Annotated in this window: 17 protein-coding genes; 11 read left to right on the top strand and 6 right to left on the bottom strand. The window is 39.6% G+C overall.

What is annotated here, in order from left to right; translation table 11 throughout:
* The 5 genes from LC605_RS03180 to LC605_RS03165 form a co-directional block, all read left to right on the top strand.
* On the top strand, positions 1-210 hold a 210-nt coding region (locus LC605_RS03180), incomplete at its 5' end, for a hypothetical protein (protein WP_229546127.1).
* 115 nt (positions 211-325) lie between these two features.
* Positions 326-457 carry a hypothetical protein gene (locus LC605_RS32760; RefSeq protein WP_267868388.1) on the top strand — a complete coding sequence of 44 codons (132 nt, stop codon included), beginning with the start codon at positions 326-328 and terminating at the stop codon, positions 455-457.
* Positions 458-586: 129 nt separating this feature from the next.
* Positions 587-2,614: an ABC transporter ATP-binding protein/permease gene (locus LC605_RS03175; protein ID WP_229546126.1), complete on the top strand. Its 2,028-nt coding sequence runs from the start codon at positions 587-589 to the stop codon at positions 2,612-2,614.
* A 461-nt stretch (positions 2,615-3,075) separates the two neighbouring features.
* On the top strand, positions 3,076-4,752 hold the full coding sequence (locus tag LC605_RS03170; RefSeq protein ID WP_229546129.1) for a GUN4 domain-containing protein: 1,677 nt from the start codon (positions 3,076-3,078) through the stop codon (positions 4,750-4,752).
* Between the two features lie 273 nt (positions 4,753-5,025).
* The gene (locus LC605_RS03165; protein ID WP_229546125.1) at positions 5,026-6,549 is read left to right on the top strand and encodes a hypothetical protein; all 1,524 of its coding nucleotides are present in this window, start codon (positions 5,026-5,028) and stop codon (positions 6,547-6,549) included.
* A 152-nt stretch (positions 6,550-6,701) separates the two neighbouring features.
* On the opposite strand, the gene LC605_RS03160 is transcribed toward LC605_RS03165, so the two are convergent.
* Positions 6,702-7,046, bottom strand: a complete 345-nt coding sequence (locus LC605_RS03160) for an AAA-like domain-containing protein (RefSeq protein WP_229546124.1) — start codon at positions 7,044-7,046, stop codon at positions 6,702-6,704.
* Positions 7,043-7,969, bottom strand: a complete 927-nt coding sequence (locus LC605_RS03155; protein WP_229546123.1) for a DUF4349 domain-containing protein — start codon at positions 7,967-7,969, stop codon at positions 7,043-7,045. The genes LC605_RS03160 and LC605_RS03155 overlap by 4 nt, the downstream gene beginning before the upstream one ends.
* A 13-nt stretch (positions 7,970-7,982) precedes the next feature.
* Here LC605_RS03155 and LC605_RS03150 point away from each other — a divergent pair, with 13 nt between their 5' ends.
* Positions 7,983-8,138, top strand: a complete 156-nt coding sequence (locus LC605_RS03150; RefSeq protein WP_229546122.1) for a hypothetical protein — start codon at positions 7,983-7,985, stop codon at positions 8,136-8,138.
* A gap of 214 nt (positions 8,139-8,352) precedes the next feature.
* Complete coding sequence (ilvC, locus tag LC605_RS03145; RefSeq protein ID WP_229546121.1) at positions 8,353-9,348, top strand: ketol-acid reductoisomerase; 996 nt, start codon at positions 8,353-8,355, stop codon at positions 9,346-9,348.
* Between the two features lie 474 nt (positions 9,349-9,822).
* Here the strand turns inward: ilvC and LC605_RS03140 are convergent, their stop codons facing one another.
* From LC605_RS03140 to LC605_RS03130, 3 genes are all read right to left on the bottom strand, one after another.
* Entirely contained in the window at positions 9,823-10,587 is a 765-nt protein-coding gene (locus LC605_RS03140) for a sterol desaturase family protein (RefSeq protein ID WP_229546120.1), read from the bottom strand.
* Positions 10,588-10,871: 284 nt separating this feature from the next.
* Complete coding sequence (locus LC605_RS03135) at positions 10,872-11,735, bottom strand: fructosamine kinase family protein (protein ID WP_229546119.1); 864 nt, start codon at positions 11,733-11,735, stop codon at positions 10,872-10,874.
* Between the two features lie 529 nt (positions 11,736-12,264).
* Positions 12,265-13,554 carry a pitrilysin family protein gene (locus LC605_RS03130; RefSeq protein WP_229546118.1) on the bottom strand — a complete coding sequence of 430 codons (1,290 nt, stop codon included), beginning with the start codon at positions 13,552-13,554 and terminating at the stop codon, positions 12,265-12,267.
* Between the two features lie 168 nt (positions 13,555-13,722).
* Between LC605_RS03130 and crtD the strand changes: the two genes are divergently transcribed.
* The 3 genes from crtD (at position 13,723) to LC605_RS03115 (ending at position 17,582) form a co-directional block, all read left to right on the top strand.
* Entirely contained in the window at positions 13,723-15,237 is a 1,515-nt protein-coding gene (gene crtD / locus LC605_RS03125) for a C-3',4' desaturase CrtD (RefSeq protein WP_229546117.1), read from the top strand.
* Between the two features lie 83 nt (positions 15,238-15,320).
* Complete coding sequence (locus LC605_RS03120) at positions 15,321-16,427, top strand: saccharopine dehydrogenase family protein (RefSeq protein ID WP_229546116.1); 1,107 nt, start codon at positions 15,321-15,323, stop codon at positions 16,425-16,427.
* Between the two features lie 765 nt (positions 16,428-17,192).
* Positions 17,193-17,582, top strand: a complete 390-nt coding sequence (locus tag LC605_RS03115; protein WP_229546115.1) for a hypothetical protein — start codon at positions 17,193-17,195, stop codon at positions 17,580-17,582.
* 233 nt (positions 17,583-17,815) lie between these two features.
* On the opposite strand, the gene LC605_RS03110 is transcribed toward LC605_RS03115, so the two are convergent.
* Positions 17,816-17,971, bottom strand: a complete 156-nt coding sequence (locus LC605_RS03110; RefSeq protein ID WP_229546114.1) for a hypothetical protein — start codon at positions 17,969-17,971, stop codon at positions 17,816-17,818.
* Positions 17,972-18,036: 65 nt separating this feature from the next.
* On the opposite strand from LC605_RS03110, the gene LC605_RS03105 reads away from it, so the two are divergent.
* Positions 18,037-18,522 (top strand): DUF262 domain-containing protein, encoded by a 486-nt coding sequence (locus tag LC605_RS03105; protein WP_229546113.1) that lies wholly within the window; start codon positions 18,037-18,039, stop codon positions 18,520-18,522.
* Positions 18,523-18,615 lie beyond the last annotated feature (93 nt).

Genomic DNA, 18,615 nt, shown 5'->3' with positions numbered 1-18,615 from the left:
CTTAAGGGGTTAAACCAGTGTCGTTTAGATAGTTACCGACCTCTAACATTGTCGTTCGCGCAGCGTCTCCCCTTGGGAGAAGCTAACTTTACTGGAGTAGCAAGGCAATTCCCGGCATACAGGGAAGTGGATAAGTACTACTCCTCTACTTATCCAACCCCGCAAGGGGGACAGCGATTGAAATCGCCTGCGCCTTACCCCCATGCATGAATGCAGGGGCTTCCACGGCGCGAGAACTTTGGTGAATCCAATTCCAATCAAATTTGCTGACTTTGTAGACAGATATACACAGAGCGAACAAGCGACAGTAGAAAAAGTGGAATAAATGAAAAAAAAGGCACAAGAAAATGGTGTTTCTCATTTGTATCTTTGCCTGCTTCATTACAGCAAAGGTGAGCAAGTACTGATTGTTACAGATACAACTCTAGCGTATGAAGCTTGGTTAAATCCTTTATGAAAGTGAGTGCAAATATAGTTCTAGGTTCCGAGTGGTGAGTGGAGCTCCTCCCTCGGTAGTTATTACTCATTGCTCAACAATAAAAAGTACTGAATCTGGTTACAAAAAATTTTATCTTATTTCTAGAATATGCCAACCCAAGTTGTTCAACCTCAACCTCTAACAAATACTTCTTCAAATTTTACTCAATTTTGGGAGAATGTAAAAGCGATCGCTGGCCCTTACTGGTATCCAACCTCGCCAGGAGAAAGAGCATTTTCAGACGTGATTCGCGTATGGGGAATGCTCGTTCTGTTGGTTTTATTAATAATTGCACTTGTAGGTGCAACTGTTTTTAATAGCTTCGTTAATCGTTACTTGCTTGATATCATTATTGAAGAAAAAGATTTAGATAAGTTTATTAAAATATTAATCCTTTATGGCATTGTCCTAATTTTAGTAACGCTTTTGGTAGGATTTTCTAAATTTCTTAGAAAACAAATAGCTCTCGATTGGTATCAATGGCTGAATAATCAGATTATATCAAAATATTTAAGTGAGCGAGCCTATTATAAAATCAACTTCAAATCTGATATTGATAATCCAGATCAACGTCTATCTCAAGAAATCGAACCGCTTGCAAGAAATGCTCTCAGTTTTTCAGCTACTTATCTAGAAAAAGTGCTGGAAATGATAGCTTTTTTAATAATTCTTTGGTCAATTTCTCAACAAGTTGCAGTCATATTAATTGCTTATACTATCATCGGCAATTTAATTGCTGTTTACTTAAGTCAAGAATTAATTAAGATTAATCAAGAAGAACTTGAATCTAAAGCCGATTATAGTTATTGTTTAACTCATGTTCGTAATCAGGCTGAGTCTATAGCTTTTTTCCAAGGAGAAAACCAAGAATTAAATATTATTGCCCGCAAATTTAACCATCTAGTAAAAGATGCCCAACGGAAGATAAATTGGGAGAGAAATCAAGACCTTTTTAAGAGAGGATATCAGGCCGCTATACAAATATTTCCATTTATAGTACTTGGGCCGTTAGAGCTAAGAGGCGAAATGGAGTTTGGAGAAGTTACTCAAGCAGCTATAGCCTGCAATCTATTTGCTAATGCTTTAGCTGAATTAATCAATGAATTTGGGACTTCTGGACGATTTTCTAGTTACGCTGAACGTTTAGCTGAGTTTTCAAATGCCTTAGAAGTTGTTACCAAACAACCAGAGAACGTTAGTACCATTAAAACAATAGAAGAAAACCATATCGCTTTTGAGGATGTCACTTTACAGACGCCCAACTATGAACAAGTGATCGTCGAAGATTTATCGCTGTCTGTTCAACCAGGAGAAGGTTTATTGATTGTCGGCCCCAGTGGTGGAGGTAAAAGCTCTCTATTGAGAGCAATCGCTGGTTTGTGGAATGCGGGTACTGGTCGTCTGGTGCGACCTCCTTTAGAAGAAGTCTTATTTTTACCCCAACGTCCCTATATAATTTTGGGGACTTTGCGTGAACAGTTACTCTATCCCAATACAAATCGTCAAATGACCGACGCAGAACTTAAAGAAGTTTTGCAACAAGTCAACCTGCAAAACTTGCTGAGTCGAGTTGATAGCTTCGATACAGAAGTTCCTTGGGAAAACATCTTATCACTGGGAGAACAACAACGCCTAGCATTTGCACGAGTATTAGTTACTCGTCCAAGTTTCACTATATTAGATGAAGCAACCAGTGCTTTGGATTTAAAAAATGAAGGTAATTTATATGAACAATTACAAAAGACTAAAACAACTTTTATCAGTGTAGGACATCGAGAAAGTTTATTTAATTATCATCAATGGGTTCTGGAACTTTCACAAGATTCCACTTGGCAACTTCTCAGCGTGCAGGATTATCAGCAGCAAAAAGTAAAAAAAATTGTTACTAGTACCTCTGACAATGCTCTAATCACAATAAATGATTTTTATAAGAATCAACCCCAAACTCAACTAGAAAAAGGGGTAGTAACAGAAACAATTGAAGGGTTTTCTCATAAAGAAATGCAGACATTAACAGACTATTCACTTGGCACTGTTAGAAGCAGAGCAAGCCAAGGCAGGTCTCTTACTACTAAAGATGGCTCTACCTATCGTTACAACAAAGACCCCAAAGTTTTGAAATGGCTGAAAGTTTAGCGGTTACTCATGCTTTTTAGGTAAAAATTTTGGGACTTTTGAATTATAAAGACGCAACACCTTTTGAGAAAAAGTCAAACTGATCCTTCAAGAAACACTAGTCATCTTCTATAGGACTCCTATTTGATTTTTGAACAAGACTAAGAGATAATGCGAAGAGGGATACAAGTCTAATAGTAAACAATGATAAGCCCGTATTTACAAGCTGCGACACTTGCGGGGTAAGTGTCGCGGCAACATTCAACAGAGGGAACTGCACTTAATGCGATCGCGCTCACTACAAGATTTTTACGATAAGTTTGTGAAAAAGGTCATTTTCATGTTTTCCCAAGCCCTGATTTTTCCGTTAGCTATTTTCATTAACCCTGAGCTATTGAGAATGAGGCTGTGAAAAAAGTTACGCTTTTTCGGGGCTTGATGACTTCCCGTGAAAAGTCAGTACTCTTGTGAGGATCAATGTGATGCTAACTAAAAAGCAAAGACAACTAATTACTTATGAGTCTATTACCATTTATGAAAGAAATTATCAATTACCTATTGTAAATAATTCAAAATTTCAAAAAGCTCAAAAAAAAATTAAAGAATGTCAAGTATTAATTAAGCAAGGTATTAAATATAATTCTTCTTTATTCGGAATAATTAAACGAAAACAGGAAATTAGTCAAGGAGAAATTTTTAGCTTAACTAAATTGTTAATTAAAGATTATATTCAACTTATTGATTTCATAAAAAATTATCAAGAGAGTTATCAAGATTTTTTGTTGAAATTTACTGATGACTGGAAACATTTATTTACTCAAAAATATCTGGAAATTAAAAATCTAAATGCGGAGATAAATAAACTAGAAATAAAAAATCATCATCATCCTCAAATTGTTGAAAATTTAAAATGGGAAAAGCAAGAAAATCTCAAATCAATTTTACTTTTGAGTAATACTAACTTTTTGATGCTAGAAAAAGTAAAATTCCTAACTGAAGGAATTAAAACTTTAGGAGAAGATACTAAAAGTCAAAAGCAAAATATTCAGCAAATACATGAAGAATTAGAATTATATAAAGAGGTTTATGAATATCAAACAAAAGCCATAAAAGTTCGTAAAGAAATAGCGAAAATAGCTAAGACAGTAATCAACTTTGAAGATTATTTTACTCCATTTCAATCTTTAATAGATGAAATAGTAAAATTAGATGCAAACTTTTATGCAACTGTGGAGGAAATTAAAAACCTAGCAAATAATACTTTAAATTTTCAGTCCAATTTATCAACAATACAAGATATTGAGACCGTTTCTGGTAATATTATCAATTTATTAGTAGCAAGTTATGATAAAAGAGATAGATTGAAAGATGCTTTTTTGGAGTCTAAATTATTAAATTTGCAAATTCATAACTTGGATTGTAGTGATGATAATATTCCTTTAAATCAAGCAATTTACTTAATATCTAATTATATGTCTACTCAACTGGTTGATCAAAGGAAAGTACTAGGGACAGAAGAAAACAAAATTATTTATAAAAATTCTACACTTTCTCTTGAAAAAACAGAGTTGATAAAACAAAATAATAATGATATTAACTCTGCAAAAGAATTTGACAACAAGAAAAATATTGATAATAGTCAACTGCAAAGTCTCCTGGCACAATCAAAGTGGAAAGAAGCTGATATTGAAACCGCTAAATTAATGCTACAAGTTATAGGAAAGAATTATTGGAATGAAGTTTATAAGGAAGATATTCTTAACTTTCCTTGTGAATGTTTCCATAGCATTGAGCAACTTTGGCAACAATATAGTTATGGTTATTTCGGCTTCAGTGTTCAGCAAAGTATCTGGAGCGAAATGGGTGGTCAAGTAGACTATGAAACAGAAAAGAGACTTGGTGATTGCCTTGGTTGGCGAAAAGAGGGAAACTGGTTAGATTATGAGCAACTAACTTTTAAATTATCCCCTATGACACCGATGGGACACTTACCAGCCAAATGGTTACACTATGACCAACATAGCTTTGACTTATCTGCAAAATCATCTACAGAAGACCTTTCAATGGCAGCTTGGCGGGTAAAGTCTTGGTTAGTTTGGCAGATGCACTTATTCTTTTCTCGTGCAAAAAGTTGTCACGAAACTTTCATAATACGTTAATTGCACATTTGTTAATAGTAGTAGCCAAAGTAATTTAATTGGTAGTTACGTAGGCGTAGCCCCCAATCAAGGGAGGAAACTAAGTACAGAATTTCACAAGTTCGTAGCGCTATTAAATCTCGCAAATCCTTACTAATAGGTCGCTCAATTCGTCACGGATTTATGAAATGCTGTACTAAGCGATGCCTGCGGCGGGCTATTCGGCGTCGCCCTCACTCGATTCTTAGAGGATAAGTTAAACTCTTGGGGTACAATTCCAGCAGAATCCAATAAATGAAACTCTTTACAATTGGTGACAGTATTTCTCAAGGCTTTATGTCTTTGGCAGCAGCCCGAACAGACCTTTGTTTTTCAACTTTGATTGCTAAGTCAATGGGGCTAAAAGTTGGTGCTGAATATCTGTATCCTGAATGGTTGGTGGGCGGACTACCAGCCAATATTGAGAAGATTCTACGGCGTTTGGAGAAAAAATATGGCTCAGATATCAATGCCCTAGATTGGCTGACCATATTACCAACTCTTGAGGGGGTACTTGATGAAGCTGAAGATTACTATGAACGGCAAGGAGGTAGTGCTGAACAGCGTTATCCAGGAGGAATTGAATTCTTCCATAATGTAGCAATTCAGGGCTTTGATGTTGCTGATTCTTGGATGATCACGCCCAAGGTTTGCAAGGATCAAATTAAACTTAGTAATGACAAAGGAGAGGCTAAGGATGATTTCTTCGGTCTGCCCAATGCTGTCTTCTACCGGACTGCACTTAAAGTTCTCAACCCATCTTTAAATCCTATTTTTGACAACCATAGCCAACTTGGTTGGTTGAAGCACCATACAATCGCTCCAGGGGGAGTTGAGAATTTAATTCTCTGGTTGGGAGCAAACAATGCACTTGGAACTGTAATCGGTTTAGAAATTAATCAAACTCCCAATGACCCAGATCATATTCTCAAAAACCCAAGTCAAGATCCCAAATCATTTCGTGAGGTAAGAGAAAAATGGAACCTGTGGCATCCCAAGGATTTCAAGGTTGAATATCAAGAATTGCTTGATCGGGTTGATGCAATCATGCAAAATAACACCAACCCCGATTGGAATGTTTTCATTGGAACAGTACCGTTTGTAACTATTGCGCCATTGGCAAAAGGCGTAGGCCCAACCACTGAAATTCACGTGCCCGGAGAGGAGAAACCTTTAACTTACTACAAATACTACACCTATTTCCCTTTTGAAGAGGATACGGTTAGAGAAACCGGAACCCTATACCTGACCCTACAAGATGCCGTTTACATTGATGACTGTATTCGCACATACAATAAAGTAATCAAAGAACTGGTCAATAGTAAGAACAGTCAGCAAGATCAACCACGTTATCACATTGTTGATCTTGCCAATGCCTTACAACAAATTGCCTTCAAGCGAAATGCTGGACAGGTGCAGTATGAATTCCCAGAATACTTCAAGTTTGTCTATCCCCAAGTCAACACCAAATACTACCACGCAGATACTGCTGGGCGACTACGACAAGGTGGACTATTTAGTTTGGATGGCATTCATCCGTCTGCCATCGGCCAAGGGCTGATTGCTTATGAATTCCTCAAAGAGATGAAAAAAGTTGGAGTTGTTGATAGCATCGAACTAGATTGGAAGTCGATCTTTTCTAGCGATCAACTTTATTCCCAACCTATTACTTTGATGCATGAGTTTTACGATAATAAAGAATTTGCTGAAACCATGATCAAGCTGTTCGGCAGAAATCCGCTCGCCAGAAACCCAGCCATGACTAGAAGACTTGGTTAAGCTAAGAAGCTTAAGTCTCCACTGCTCAAGTTAACAGATAGAGATAATGTTGGCTAGGCATCTAGCCTAAAAATGTAGTAACCGTTCAGGGGGTAGAAGGGCGATCGTAAAAATAGCAACCAAAATGTGGTTTCGCACCTTCAACAGCGATCCTAGCCTCGACAACAGTGCGGCTGATTTAACGTATCGCGGCAGTCCCTACCCTCAACTCTCAGTAGGGTAGGGACTGCCGCGGCAATCTCTTGATAGGGGAAAAGTCGGTCTACCTCATCTAAAGCGATCGCTAGAGGTTTATCGCCTGGTAACACATATCTTTCAAAACATTTTCTGCACTTAATCTTGCTGTTGTGATGGCTTTTAGCCCAATATTCCTCTACTTGTTGAACCAAATCTAGTTCAAGGGCGATACTAGTCATGAACCACTGCAAAAAATTATCTAAGTTGTTGAAATCTTCTTTGTTCGCATACCGCAGATTTAAAAATTTATGCAAGTTCACTCAGAACTAGTTGATTCTGGTGTTTGTGTCAAACGTGGTGAATGAGTTAGCCGCCAACGCCTAAAGCTATAGACAAGAGCAACAAAAATTAACAAATAGGGACTGTAAACAATTAACCAAATACCCACCTTGAGTAAGCGAACGGAAAATGCACTCAAAGAATGGGTAGAGTTGTTCCAAGTTTCCTGAACTTGCAAACCAAAGGCAGGTTGTGGACTGGTGCTAGAAACTGCTGCTTGTAGGTTCAGGGTAATAGTGGAATATGCAACTTGATTTTGTAGGTTTTTGAGTTGGGCATTAATTTGTTCTATCGTTTGTCGGACATTACTCAATTCTTGAGCAACACTAAGCACATCTCTAACAGAACCCGCTCGATCCATAATTTTTTGCAAACTGGCTTCAGTTTTCTGCAAATTAGTTAATCTAGCTTGGAAATCCACCAAGCGATCGCCCACATCTTCCGCCGTGATATTACGACTATCCACAGTGCCTAATTTAGCTAATTCTTCCAAGGTAGATTCCAGTCGGTTCTCTGGTATCTGCAATTGTATTGTTGCTGTGTAACGCGGGTTGTCGTTTTTAGGTTGTAGTTGTTTCAATCCAATCAAATCCCCTTGCTGTTTATTGATAATTTGGGAAACAGCATCAATAGTCTGAACTACAGAGTTGACAGTCAAAGACATTGCTGCCTTTTTGATCAGTTGGGGACGAGAACGGGCTATTGGTGCAGCTTCCGCCTTTTGGGAAATACTCCTTTCATTAGCAGGTGCAGATGCTGGATTTGCCCCGCCATCAGCTGCAATTGGAGGTAAAGCCTTATTTGTTGACTGATGAGAAGAGGCGCAACTAGTAAAAATCACCCCTCCTAATAATGCACTTATAAATAAACCAGATGTGCGCAATAATTTAGTCGAAGCGTACATAATCTACCCTCAGATGGATGAAGTTAATCCCAGTATTGCTGAAGAAAAACTCAAAGCCAGTATTGTTGCGATTTATGTAACAGGGTTTGTCATTGGTCATTGGTCATTGGTCATTAGACACCTGGTAGAAATTAAATATGCGTTACCCATAACCCTTGTAGAGACGTAGCAGTGCTACGTCTCTACATTATTCTTTTTCACCAGATCTCTATTGGTCATTGGTCATTAGTCATTAGTTATTTTCCTCATCTCCCTCATCTTCCTCATCTCCCCTGAGTTCAAAAGAATAAATTCAATGTCTCATAGTTCATCTGTGGTTACTCAATTTAAGGTACAATCGTAAGCCTGCCAATTAATGATGCTTGCTGACAGGAGATGCTTCTATGGCCCGGATGTATTATGACGAAGATGCCAATTTAGACCTTTTGGCTGGAAAAACTATTGCCATCATCGGGTATGGTTCCCAAGGTCATGCCCACGCTCTCAATCTCAAAGATAGTGGTTTGAATGTGATTGTGGGGCTATATCCGGGTAGTAAGTCAGTCGCAAAAGCCCAAGCGGCTGGGTTAACTGTGAAAAATGTTGCAGATGCTGCTAATGCTGCTGATTTCATCATGATTTTGTTACCTGATGAAGTCCAAAAAACGATTTATAAAAACGAGATTGAACCCAATCTCCAAGAAGGCAATGTGTTAGCCTTTGCCCACGGGTTCAATATTCACTTTGGGCAAGTTGTACCACCATCTAACGTAGATGTGGTGATGGTAGCACCAAAAGGGCCAGGGCATTTGGTACGGCGGACTTATGAAAGTGGTGAAGGTGTACCAGCATTATTTGCAGTTTATCAAGATGCTAGTGGTCAGGCACGCGATCGCGCTATGTCATATGCTAAAGGTATCGGTGGTACTCGTGCTGGCGTTCTCGAAACAACTTTCCGCGAAGAAACCGAAACTGATTTATTCGGCGAACAAGCAGTATTGTGCGGTGGTTTGAGTGCTTTAATCAAAGCTGGATTTGAAACTTTGGTAGAAGCTGGTTATCAACCAGAATTGGCTTATTTTGAATGTCTGCATGAAGTCAAACTGATTGTTGACTTGGTTGTGGAAGGTGGTTTAGCTAAAATGCGCGACAGCATTTCTAATACGGCTGAATATGGCGATTATACCCGTGGGCCGCGGATTGTCACTGAACAAACTAAAGCTGAAATGCAGAAGATTCTCAGCGAAATTCAATCTGGACAATTTGCACGGGAATTTGTTCTGGAAAACCAAGCTGGTAAACCAGGATTTACCGCCTTACGTCGTAAAGAAGCTGAACACAAAATTGAAGAAGTTGGTAAAGATTTACGCGCTATGTTTAGCTGGTTGAAAAAGGCTTAAGCACAGGGCTATTTCATTCTCATCTAACCCGCCTGAGAATGAATTCACCTCTCTTATAGCGAAAGTAGTCTAAAGACTACTTTCGATGACGCCTAGGCGTAGCCCAACCTAAGCATCGTAGTGTGAAAAATTGTGTTTTTCAGCCTGATTTTGTCGAAATAATTCAGTATTATTGCTTATTGACAAATAATTGTTCATCTTAACTTGTCACCAATGACCTCTCCCCAACCTTCCCCTTAGCATCTACCGTGTATACACAAGTCGGCAGACCTCTCCCCAAACCCCTCTCCGAGGCGGAGAGGGGCTTTGAAGATTGACTTCGGGTTGGGGCTGTTCTTGTTAGGTCTGAGAGCGGTTTGAGCAAAATAAGTCACTTGTGTATACACCGTAGCCCCTTAGCATCGGGGTGGGTGGGGTATTTTTGTACCTCACCAACTTGAAATCTGCTGCAATATAATGATTTTTTTAGTTTGACTATGTTGATTTTGTGTCATTACTAATAGACGACTTAATAGTTATATCCTCAATAAAGCTCATAGGAAATATAATTCGGGGCTTCTTAGTAGGAGGATTTAGTGTGTTAAATACTCTGTCCCAAAATCCCTGAATACCATAATTTCCATTGAAACAAGTATGATGAAGATCATGAAAATCTGATGGAATGAAAAATATTGACAAAGAACTATGACCTTCTAGGTTGTAAATATTGCCTATAACGCTCCATGCACATAGTTGAGTGATGTCATATCCAAATATAAAAATAGGCAAAACGTCAGTGATCGTAACAATAATATATTCAACAAAACTTTTATGCCCAGCAACAAAACTTGATGAGTCACGAAACTCATGATGTTTAAGATGGATTTTTTGCAATAATCTTGTGTGCAAGAGACGATGGGCAACATAAAAACAGAAATCAGCAGCGACTATTCTCATCAAGAACCATCCAAGGTTTAAGAGTAAGCTATTTCCTCTATGAACTTCGGGAGCTAAGTATAGAATTATTAATGCTGATATAAAAGCTTTGATTTCTCCTGCAATAATGCCTTTGAAAGTAAATGAAGGAAATGGTTGATTTTTGACTTTGTTGACCCTTGCACTCAGCTTATTCTTCAAAATATCGTTGCTTTTGATTCCTTTTTCAATGAGAAGGCCAATACTATAAAATGAGATAGAACCAACGACCCAGTACAACAGCACCTGCGTTATAAAGTTAATCTCGATATTGTTTAAAAGCAAATAGAATACTTGCTGAACAATTGTGCAACTAATAGCGATCTTTAGATAAAATTCAATCTCGAAACAGAAGTTCAAAATTTTTTGCATCTCTGTAACCTTATAGTATTGAATGACTTAGTTTAGAATAAAATTCACAATAAATTACATAATAAATTGCAATTTGTCCAATAGATTCAATTCTAATCATCCGAGGGTGATTTCACTTTCTTTGCCACCGGCTCTAGTTTCGCCTATCCCCATTGTTTTTTGACATCCCTGAGAAGAAGTTGCGCCAACTTTTGGATTCAGTGCAAAATCTGGTCAATCATCCGGTTAGCTTGAGAAGCATAACCGCCGCCAAATAAATTGAAGTGATTCAAAATGTGATATAGGTTGTAGAGAGTTTTTCTCTGCTCATAGCCTGCATCCAAAGGAAAAACTTGGTTGTAACTTTTATAAAATCCTGCTGGGAAACCACCAAATAATTCTGTCATAGCGATATCAACTTCGCGATCGCCAAAATAAGTTGCAGGATCAAATATCACCGGTTCTCCTGACGCTGTACACCCAGCATTTCCCCCCCATAAATCGCCATGTACTAAAGAAGGTTGCACCTGATGATCCGCCAATAGTTTAGGAATAGCCGCCAGTAACTTATCTTGTTTGGGAAAATTACCTCCCCCCCGCCTTGCTAGCTGAAATTGATAACCCAGCCGATGCGTAACATAAAATTCTACCCAGTCTACTGTCCAAGTATTGATTTGGAGTGTGGAACCAATAGTATTGTTAATTTTCCAACCAAAACCTTGACTGCTGCTAGCTTTATGCATCGCCGCCAACTTCCGCCCCATCTCTCCCCACGAATTGCTGTCACCGCCGCCAAGTTCCAACCATTCCAGGACGATGTAGCTAGAATTCGCAGCTGTACCCCAGCAAATTGGTTTGGGAACGCGAATACTAGCCGTTGCGATCATTTGCTGTAAACCCAAAGCCTCAGCCTCAAACATGGCGACTTGGGATGCAAGATTTTGCTTGACGAAGTAGGTGATCTCACCATCAGAGACAGCATAACCTTGGTTGATGCACCCGCCACCAACCGATCGCCGTTGCTGACTCTGAAATTTTTCGCCAGTCACCTGGCTGATATGTGCGTCGATTTGAGTCCACATGATTAACCCTCTTTTATTACTCTGAAAAAATAAAATATTTGTAGGTTGGGTTGAATTTTAGTGTTACCCAACAAAATTAAGGATTCTTGCTGTTGGGTTTCGTTCCTCAACCCAACCTACGCCTAAATTTATAAAAACTAATCATAAACATTGGTTTCTGACTTTTATCTCGTGAGAGTCATGAATCAATTCAAAATTCAAAATTCAAAATTACAGCGATTTTCATGTATTTGAACCACAATTATGAGACCTAACCCCCAGCCCCTTCCCTACAAGGGAAGGGGAGAAAATCAAAGCCTCTATCATAGTAGGAGAGAGGTCTATTTGTGGTTCAAATACATAAAAGAGTGTTAAATTTGGGAGTTAGAAGTGAGGAGTCACAATCATAGCATTTTACTCCCAACTCCCAACTCCCAACTCCCAACTCCTAACTCCTAACTCCTAACTCCTAACTCCCAACTCCTAACTCCTAACTCCCAACTCCTAACTCCTAACTCCTAACTCCTAACTCCTAACTCCTAACTTTAATTTACGGCTTGACAAAAACTACACCATAAGCATTTGAGGAAAGATAGTCTTTAGCTGCTTGCATCAAGTCTGTTGCATTTTGGCTCTGAATCATCACTGGGTAATTAAAGGCGGGTTCCAAATCTCCCACCAAAGATTGATAGTAACCATACAACCCAGAGCGATCGCTTGGTGTTTCATTGCCAAAAACATATCTGTTAGCTACTCGCCGCCGTACACGGTCAATTTCTGATTCTGTTACCAACTCTGTTTGTAGTTTGCCAATGTGTTGAGCGATCGCATCTTCTACAACTGATAAATTTTCCACTGCACATTTAGCTGAAATATAAAACGTCCCTTGTAGCTGATTGCTCATGTTACTCACAGAAATTGAAGATACTAATCCCCGTTCTTCTCGTAAATCCCTCACCAGTCTTGATGTCCGTCCGTGTCCCAAAATTCCTGCTAAAACATCCAATCCATATGTGCGATCCAACTCGGTCATTCCTGGAACCCGCCAAACCATCACTAGTCTTGCTTGTTGCAGACTTTCATCGATAAATTCTCGACGGACAATTTCTGTAAATGGTGACTCAGGAATTAGTCGGGAGTGGGGAATGGGGATAAGGGATAATGGGGAGTGGGGAGTTTTAGTGGCTTTTGTAAATCCTTCCGCAACAGTTGCAATTAACTCTTCCACGGGCAAATTACCCACAGCTACGGCAGTAATTGACTGGGGTTGATACCAGTTAGTATGAAAATCTCGCATCTGCTGGGGTTTAAGTTCGGCAATCACCGATTCTGGCCCCAATACTGCACGACGATAGGGTAAATGATCAAAAGCTGTCTCCATCGCCCGCCGAAATGTCCGCCGTTGGGGATTATCCTCTGAACGCCTAATTTCTTCTAAAACTACCAATCGCTCACGTTCAAAGGCATCATCAGGAATACTCGCATTCGATACTACATCTATTTGTAGTGGCGCAAGCTCGGCAAAATCTTTGGGCGCAGTCGTTATATAGTAATGAGTATAATCTTGGCTAGTAGCGGCATTGGTAACAGCACCCCGTTCTTCAATTCGACGTTCAAACTCGCCGCTAGCTAGTCGTTCTGTTCCTTTAAAAATCATGTGTTCTAAAAAGTGAGCCATGCCGTTAATGGCATCAGCTTCTACAGCAGAGCCAACTTTAATCCATAAGTTGAGGTTTATGGCTTCAACTGGCATTTGCTCGGCAATGATTGTCAAACCATTGGGCAACTGGTGCAGCGTTGGGGCATTGAGACTAGTAAATTTCCGCAGGGTTGAGGTCATTGCTACTTGTGTGAGGAGCTTTGTTACTCCTTATATCTTATCTGCGACTCCAAATAAGCATTGCGATCGCATCAGGAAGTGACGCAAAGAAGAATTTTCCCGCCTGTGGGTTAGTTGACACTGTAAAATTATGAATAGCAATATTAAGAATTATAAATATAAATGTCAATGTCCAGCATTTCTCTTGACAAAAGTAAATCTCGTGTAGTAATTATCGGTGCAGGAATAGGTGGACTGACTACTGGAGCATTATTAGCTCATAGAGGTTATAGCGTCTTAATTTTGGATCAAGCTCTTGTACCGGGAGGCTGTGCTTCGACGTTTAAACGCCAGGGGTTTACCTTTGATGTGGGAGCAACTCAGGTGGCGGGGTTGGAACCAGGGGGAATTCACCACCGCATTTTCTCAGAATTGTCAATAGATTTACCCCAAGCAACGCCTTGTGATCCTGCTTGTGCGGTGTATTTACCTGGGGAAAGCACACCCATCAACGTTTGGCGCGATCAAAAGAAATGGCAAGAGGAACGACAAAAACAGTTTCCTGGTAGCGAACCGTTTTGGCAGTTGATGGCAACTTTATTTAATGCCAGTTGGGAATTTCAAGGGCGCGATCCGGTGCTACCACCACGTAATTTATGGGATTTGTGGCAGCTAACGCAAGCGGTGCGTCTCAGTACATTAATTACTGTACCCTTCACCTTGTTTACGGTAGGAGATGCTTTACGGTTATGTGGACTGGGTAATGACCGACGACTAAGAACTTTTTTGGATTTGCAACTGAAGCTATACTCCCAGGTGGATGCAGACGAAACAGCATTGCTATATGCAGCCACAGCGTTGAGTGTATCCCAATTGCCCCAAGGATTGTTTCACCTCCAGGGAAGTATGCAAGTATTAAGCGATCGCCTGGTACAATCTTTAGAAAGAGATGGCGGCAAACTATTGATGCGCCACACTGTAGAACAAATCAAAGTAGAAAACGGTAAAGCTACTGCTGTTGTCATTAGAAATCAGAAAACTGGCGAAGTCTGGACAGAAGCAGCCGACCACATAGTTAGTAACGTCACCGTGCAAAACTTGGTGCAATTATTGGGAGAACAAGCGCCATCTGGTTATAAAAACAGAGTGGAAAAACTACCCCAAGCATCGGGCGCTTTTGTAGTGTATTTAGGTGTAGACGCCAGTGCTATTCCACCTGGGTGTCCTCCCCACCTGCAATTTCTCTACGATGCTGATGGCCCCATTGGCGAGAATAATTCCCTATTTGTTTCTGTTAGTCATCCTGGAGACGGTCGCGCACCAGAGGGGAAAGGGACAATTATCGCTTCTTCATTTGTCGATCCAGCACCGTGGTGGGAGACTGATGATTATGAAGGACTAAAAGAAAAGTTTACCAAAGAAGCGATCGCACGTCTTGCCGAATATTTTTATCTCAAACCAGAAACGATTATTTATCAAGAAGCCGCCACACCCCGCAGCTTTGCTCATTTCACAGGGCGCGATCGCGGTATAGTTGGCGGTATTGGTCAAAGAATACCCACCTTTGGCCCTTTTGGCTTTGCCAATCGCACACCCATCGAGCATTTATGGTTAGTTGGTGACTCCACCCACCCCGGCGAAGGTACTGCTGGGGTGAGTTATTCGGCGCTAACGGTAGTTAAGCAAATTCAAACTCTTCCTTGATTGACAAGCAACTCATACTTGTAACCGATGGCAAACAGGACACAAAACTGATGAAATAAGGTTAGTGTTGCGAACCCGGAGTAATGACAGACAGCGTTTTAATTATTGGTGGACGAGGGCGCATTGGTAGCAGTGTAGCTGATGATCTAGCTACACATACGCAGGCACAAATTACGATCACTGGGCGTTCTGCGGAGTTTGGTAGGGCTATTAGCTTGTCTTCAGGAGGACAAGTGCAGTTTTTGGTATTGGACTTAGCAGAAGTTGACAAATTGCGAGATGCGATCGCAAACTCTAACTTAGTCATTCATTGTGCTGGGCCATTTCACTATCGAGATACTAATGTTCTTGAAACCTGTATTGCTCAAGGCGTTAATTATCTAGATGTCAGCGACCATCGTTCCTATACTAGCAAGGCTCTCAATTATCATGAACAAGCTGCCGCGGCTGGTGTAACGGCAATTATTAATACTGGTATTTTCCCTGGTATTTCTAACAGCATGGTACGTCAAGGTGTCGAACAATTTGATCAACCAGAAAAGATCCATTTAAGTTATTTAGTTTCGGGTTCTGGCGGTGCTGGTACTACAGTCATGCGGACAACTTTTCTGGGGTTGCAGTATCCTTTTGAGACTTGGATCGATGGAAAATGGCAAATAGTCAAGCCTTATAGTCAAAGAGAATTAGTTGAGTTTCCGCCTCCCTATGGACGCAGTGGAGTTTACTGGTTTGATATGCCAGAAACCTTTACACTACCCCACGCCTTCCCATCAGTGAAAACTGTCATTACTAAGTTTGGCTCTCTTCCTGATTTTTACAATCATCTAACTTGGATTGCAGCACACGTTTTTCCTAAGTGGTTAATGCAACGTCGTTACACGATTGAATTTCTATCTCATGTCAGCCATTTTATGACAGATCTCACTAACAATTTTAGTGGAATTGGGGTAGCAGTTCGTTCAGAAGTTACAGGGCAAAAAAATGGTGAAACAGCCGTTTATTGTTCAACAGTAGTCCATGAGAATACAGCCGTAGCTTCTGGTTATGGCACTGGTAGTATTGCCCAATTATTACTAGAAGGTAAACTCAATAAACCAGGTGTTTTTCCCGTCGAAGAAGCACTACCAACAAATTTATTTGAAGATGTAATGCAAAATAGAGGAATTAAAATTAATCACACTTGGTTATAGCTTAATAGCTTGGGTTTAAGAGAATCTTTTAAGCGAAAAATTAACTAATTTCTGGAGTTTAAGTCCCCTGGCTAGCCCCAAGGGGGAAGGACGCAAAGAGGAGGAAGAAATGCTTAACCCAACTGTATTGGCCCAGAAGCAAGCCTGACAATTCACGTTATGTGGAAAACTCCACCAAAAACCTAACCCCCTTCCCGCATCGGGAAGGGGGAAATTCAAAGTCTCTCTCCTTAAAGGAAGAGAGAAATAGAAGTGAGGTTTTCCAGATGACCTGAATTGTCAGACAAGCAAGCTTCGCGCAGCGTCTGTCTGCGACACGCGCAAGGGACGTAGAGACCCGGATTTCTCACAAAGGTTTAAACGATTAGCCCAAAACGCTTATACCACTTAGACTTGAGATAAAATACCCCCTTGACATACTGCTGTGATTCGTGCAGTATCTAAAACGCTCAAAATTTAAGCCTGATAAAGGTTTGGTAATAGCGATTGCAGCGCTTGTGAGAAATGCGGGAGAGAGCGTCATTACGAATTACGAATTACCAATTACGAATTATTTTAATATGCCCTGCGGTAGAAGTAATAGTTGTACCTAAACATTTACGATGCCTGTGAGTCTTGAATATCGAATCTATTTGTACATCATACCGATTACCTGTGAGGTTACATAAACAAGAGGCTTAAGCACCTTATTGCCTGAACTTTTGTGCAGTTTTACAAATAATTGAGATGACAAAGGCTCATAACAGAAAATAGGAGTTTTTTTTCGTGCATAAAATTTTATTAAATTTAAAACAAGCATTACGTTCAAGTATTTTGGTTGTTGGCTTAATGATGTTCATCAGCCTTTTAGGCTCCGTTATTTTAGTTCAGCAAGCTAGTTATGCAACTACTCTTGAAGAATTAAAGCTAATACCTCCAGAGTATAAACCAAATTCAGAAGAAAAAATTAATCGTGCTAACGAATATGACCCAGGTGTTGGCGCTCGAGAAGAAGAACGACAAGAAGCTTATGAGCAAGCAATAAAAGATTCAGCAAATCTTAATACTATAGAGAAGGCTTACGAAAGGAATTTGAAGGCTGAACAAGAACAAAATCCCCCAGAAAGTTTTGGTGAAAAAGCAAAAGAAGTTATTGAAAAGGTGACAGGTAAATAGGCAGAGCTATTTCATTCTAGACATAAACCACCCGGAACGTAGCCCAAAGCGTTTTTAGCATATCCGTTTTGTGAATAGTCATGTTTTAATTTTATGCTTCGATAGTTTATGAGGAGCGATGTCTGACGACGGGCTATTCGGCGTCGCCTTAGAGAAAAGCTGTAGACGCATAGCGACTCAATACTTGTCGGTTAAGGGGAAAAGGGGAAGGGGAAAAGGGAAAGAAAAAACCTTTAACCCTTCCCCTTTAACCTTTTCCCCAAACCAAATTCTGAGTTCAAAATGCTTAACCGAGTAGTATTGCATAGCGACTTGTCGTTAGACATCGCCTGTTGTGGAAGAGTAAGCGATCGCACTTCATAAGCCACAGCTAAAGCAATATTTTGCAATGCAAAATGCTAAATTCTTTTATTTATAAGGGTTTTTTTGAAATTTATATTCAGCACAACAATAATTGAATAATCAAAAGTACGATACTATAGATGCAACAACTCAGATATGTCAATCTAATATGAGTAACAATTTATTAAGCAAAAATATTACAGAACAAATGCAGGAAGAAGCAGAGATACAAATCCGTGACAAGAAAAAAGTCGTTGACTATAACACAATTGAGTACCCTATTGAAGTTATAGTTCAAAAATACCTAAAAGGTCTTGATGATGATTCTAATGAATTATTTATTCAAGATTACCAAAGAGCGATGATTTGGGATGAAAAAAGACAATCTAAATTTATTGAATCTATTTTGTTAGGTTTACCTATTCCTTATATTTATGTTGCAGATATTTCAGGGGAAGCAACAGACGAAAATCTTTTAGAAACAAAAGATTTAGCTCGTTTAGAAATCATAGATGGAACACAAAGGATTCGCACTTTAGCTAATTTTATTAATGACGACTTATGTTTACAGGATTTAGAAAAGTTAGATAAACTTTAAGTTATTTTACTGCTTTTATGTATATTCAGTAGCTTTGTTTCTGTTTAAAAACCAGTAAAAACCGATTGTGACAGTTGAGGGTGCGGAATGTAG

Source organism: Nostoc sp. CHAB 5836 (assembly GCF_020829445.1).
Classification (GTDB): Bacteria; Cyanobacteriota; Cyanobacteriia; order Cyanobacteriales; family Nostocaceae; genus Nostoc.
Note: the sequence above shows the minus strand (reverse complement) of the source record. Positions and strands in the feature narration are given on the sequence as shown.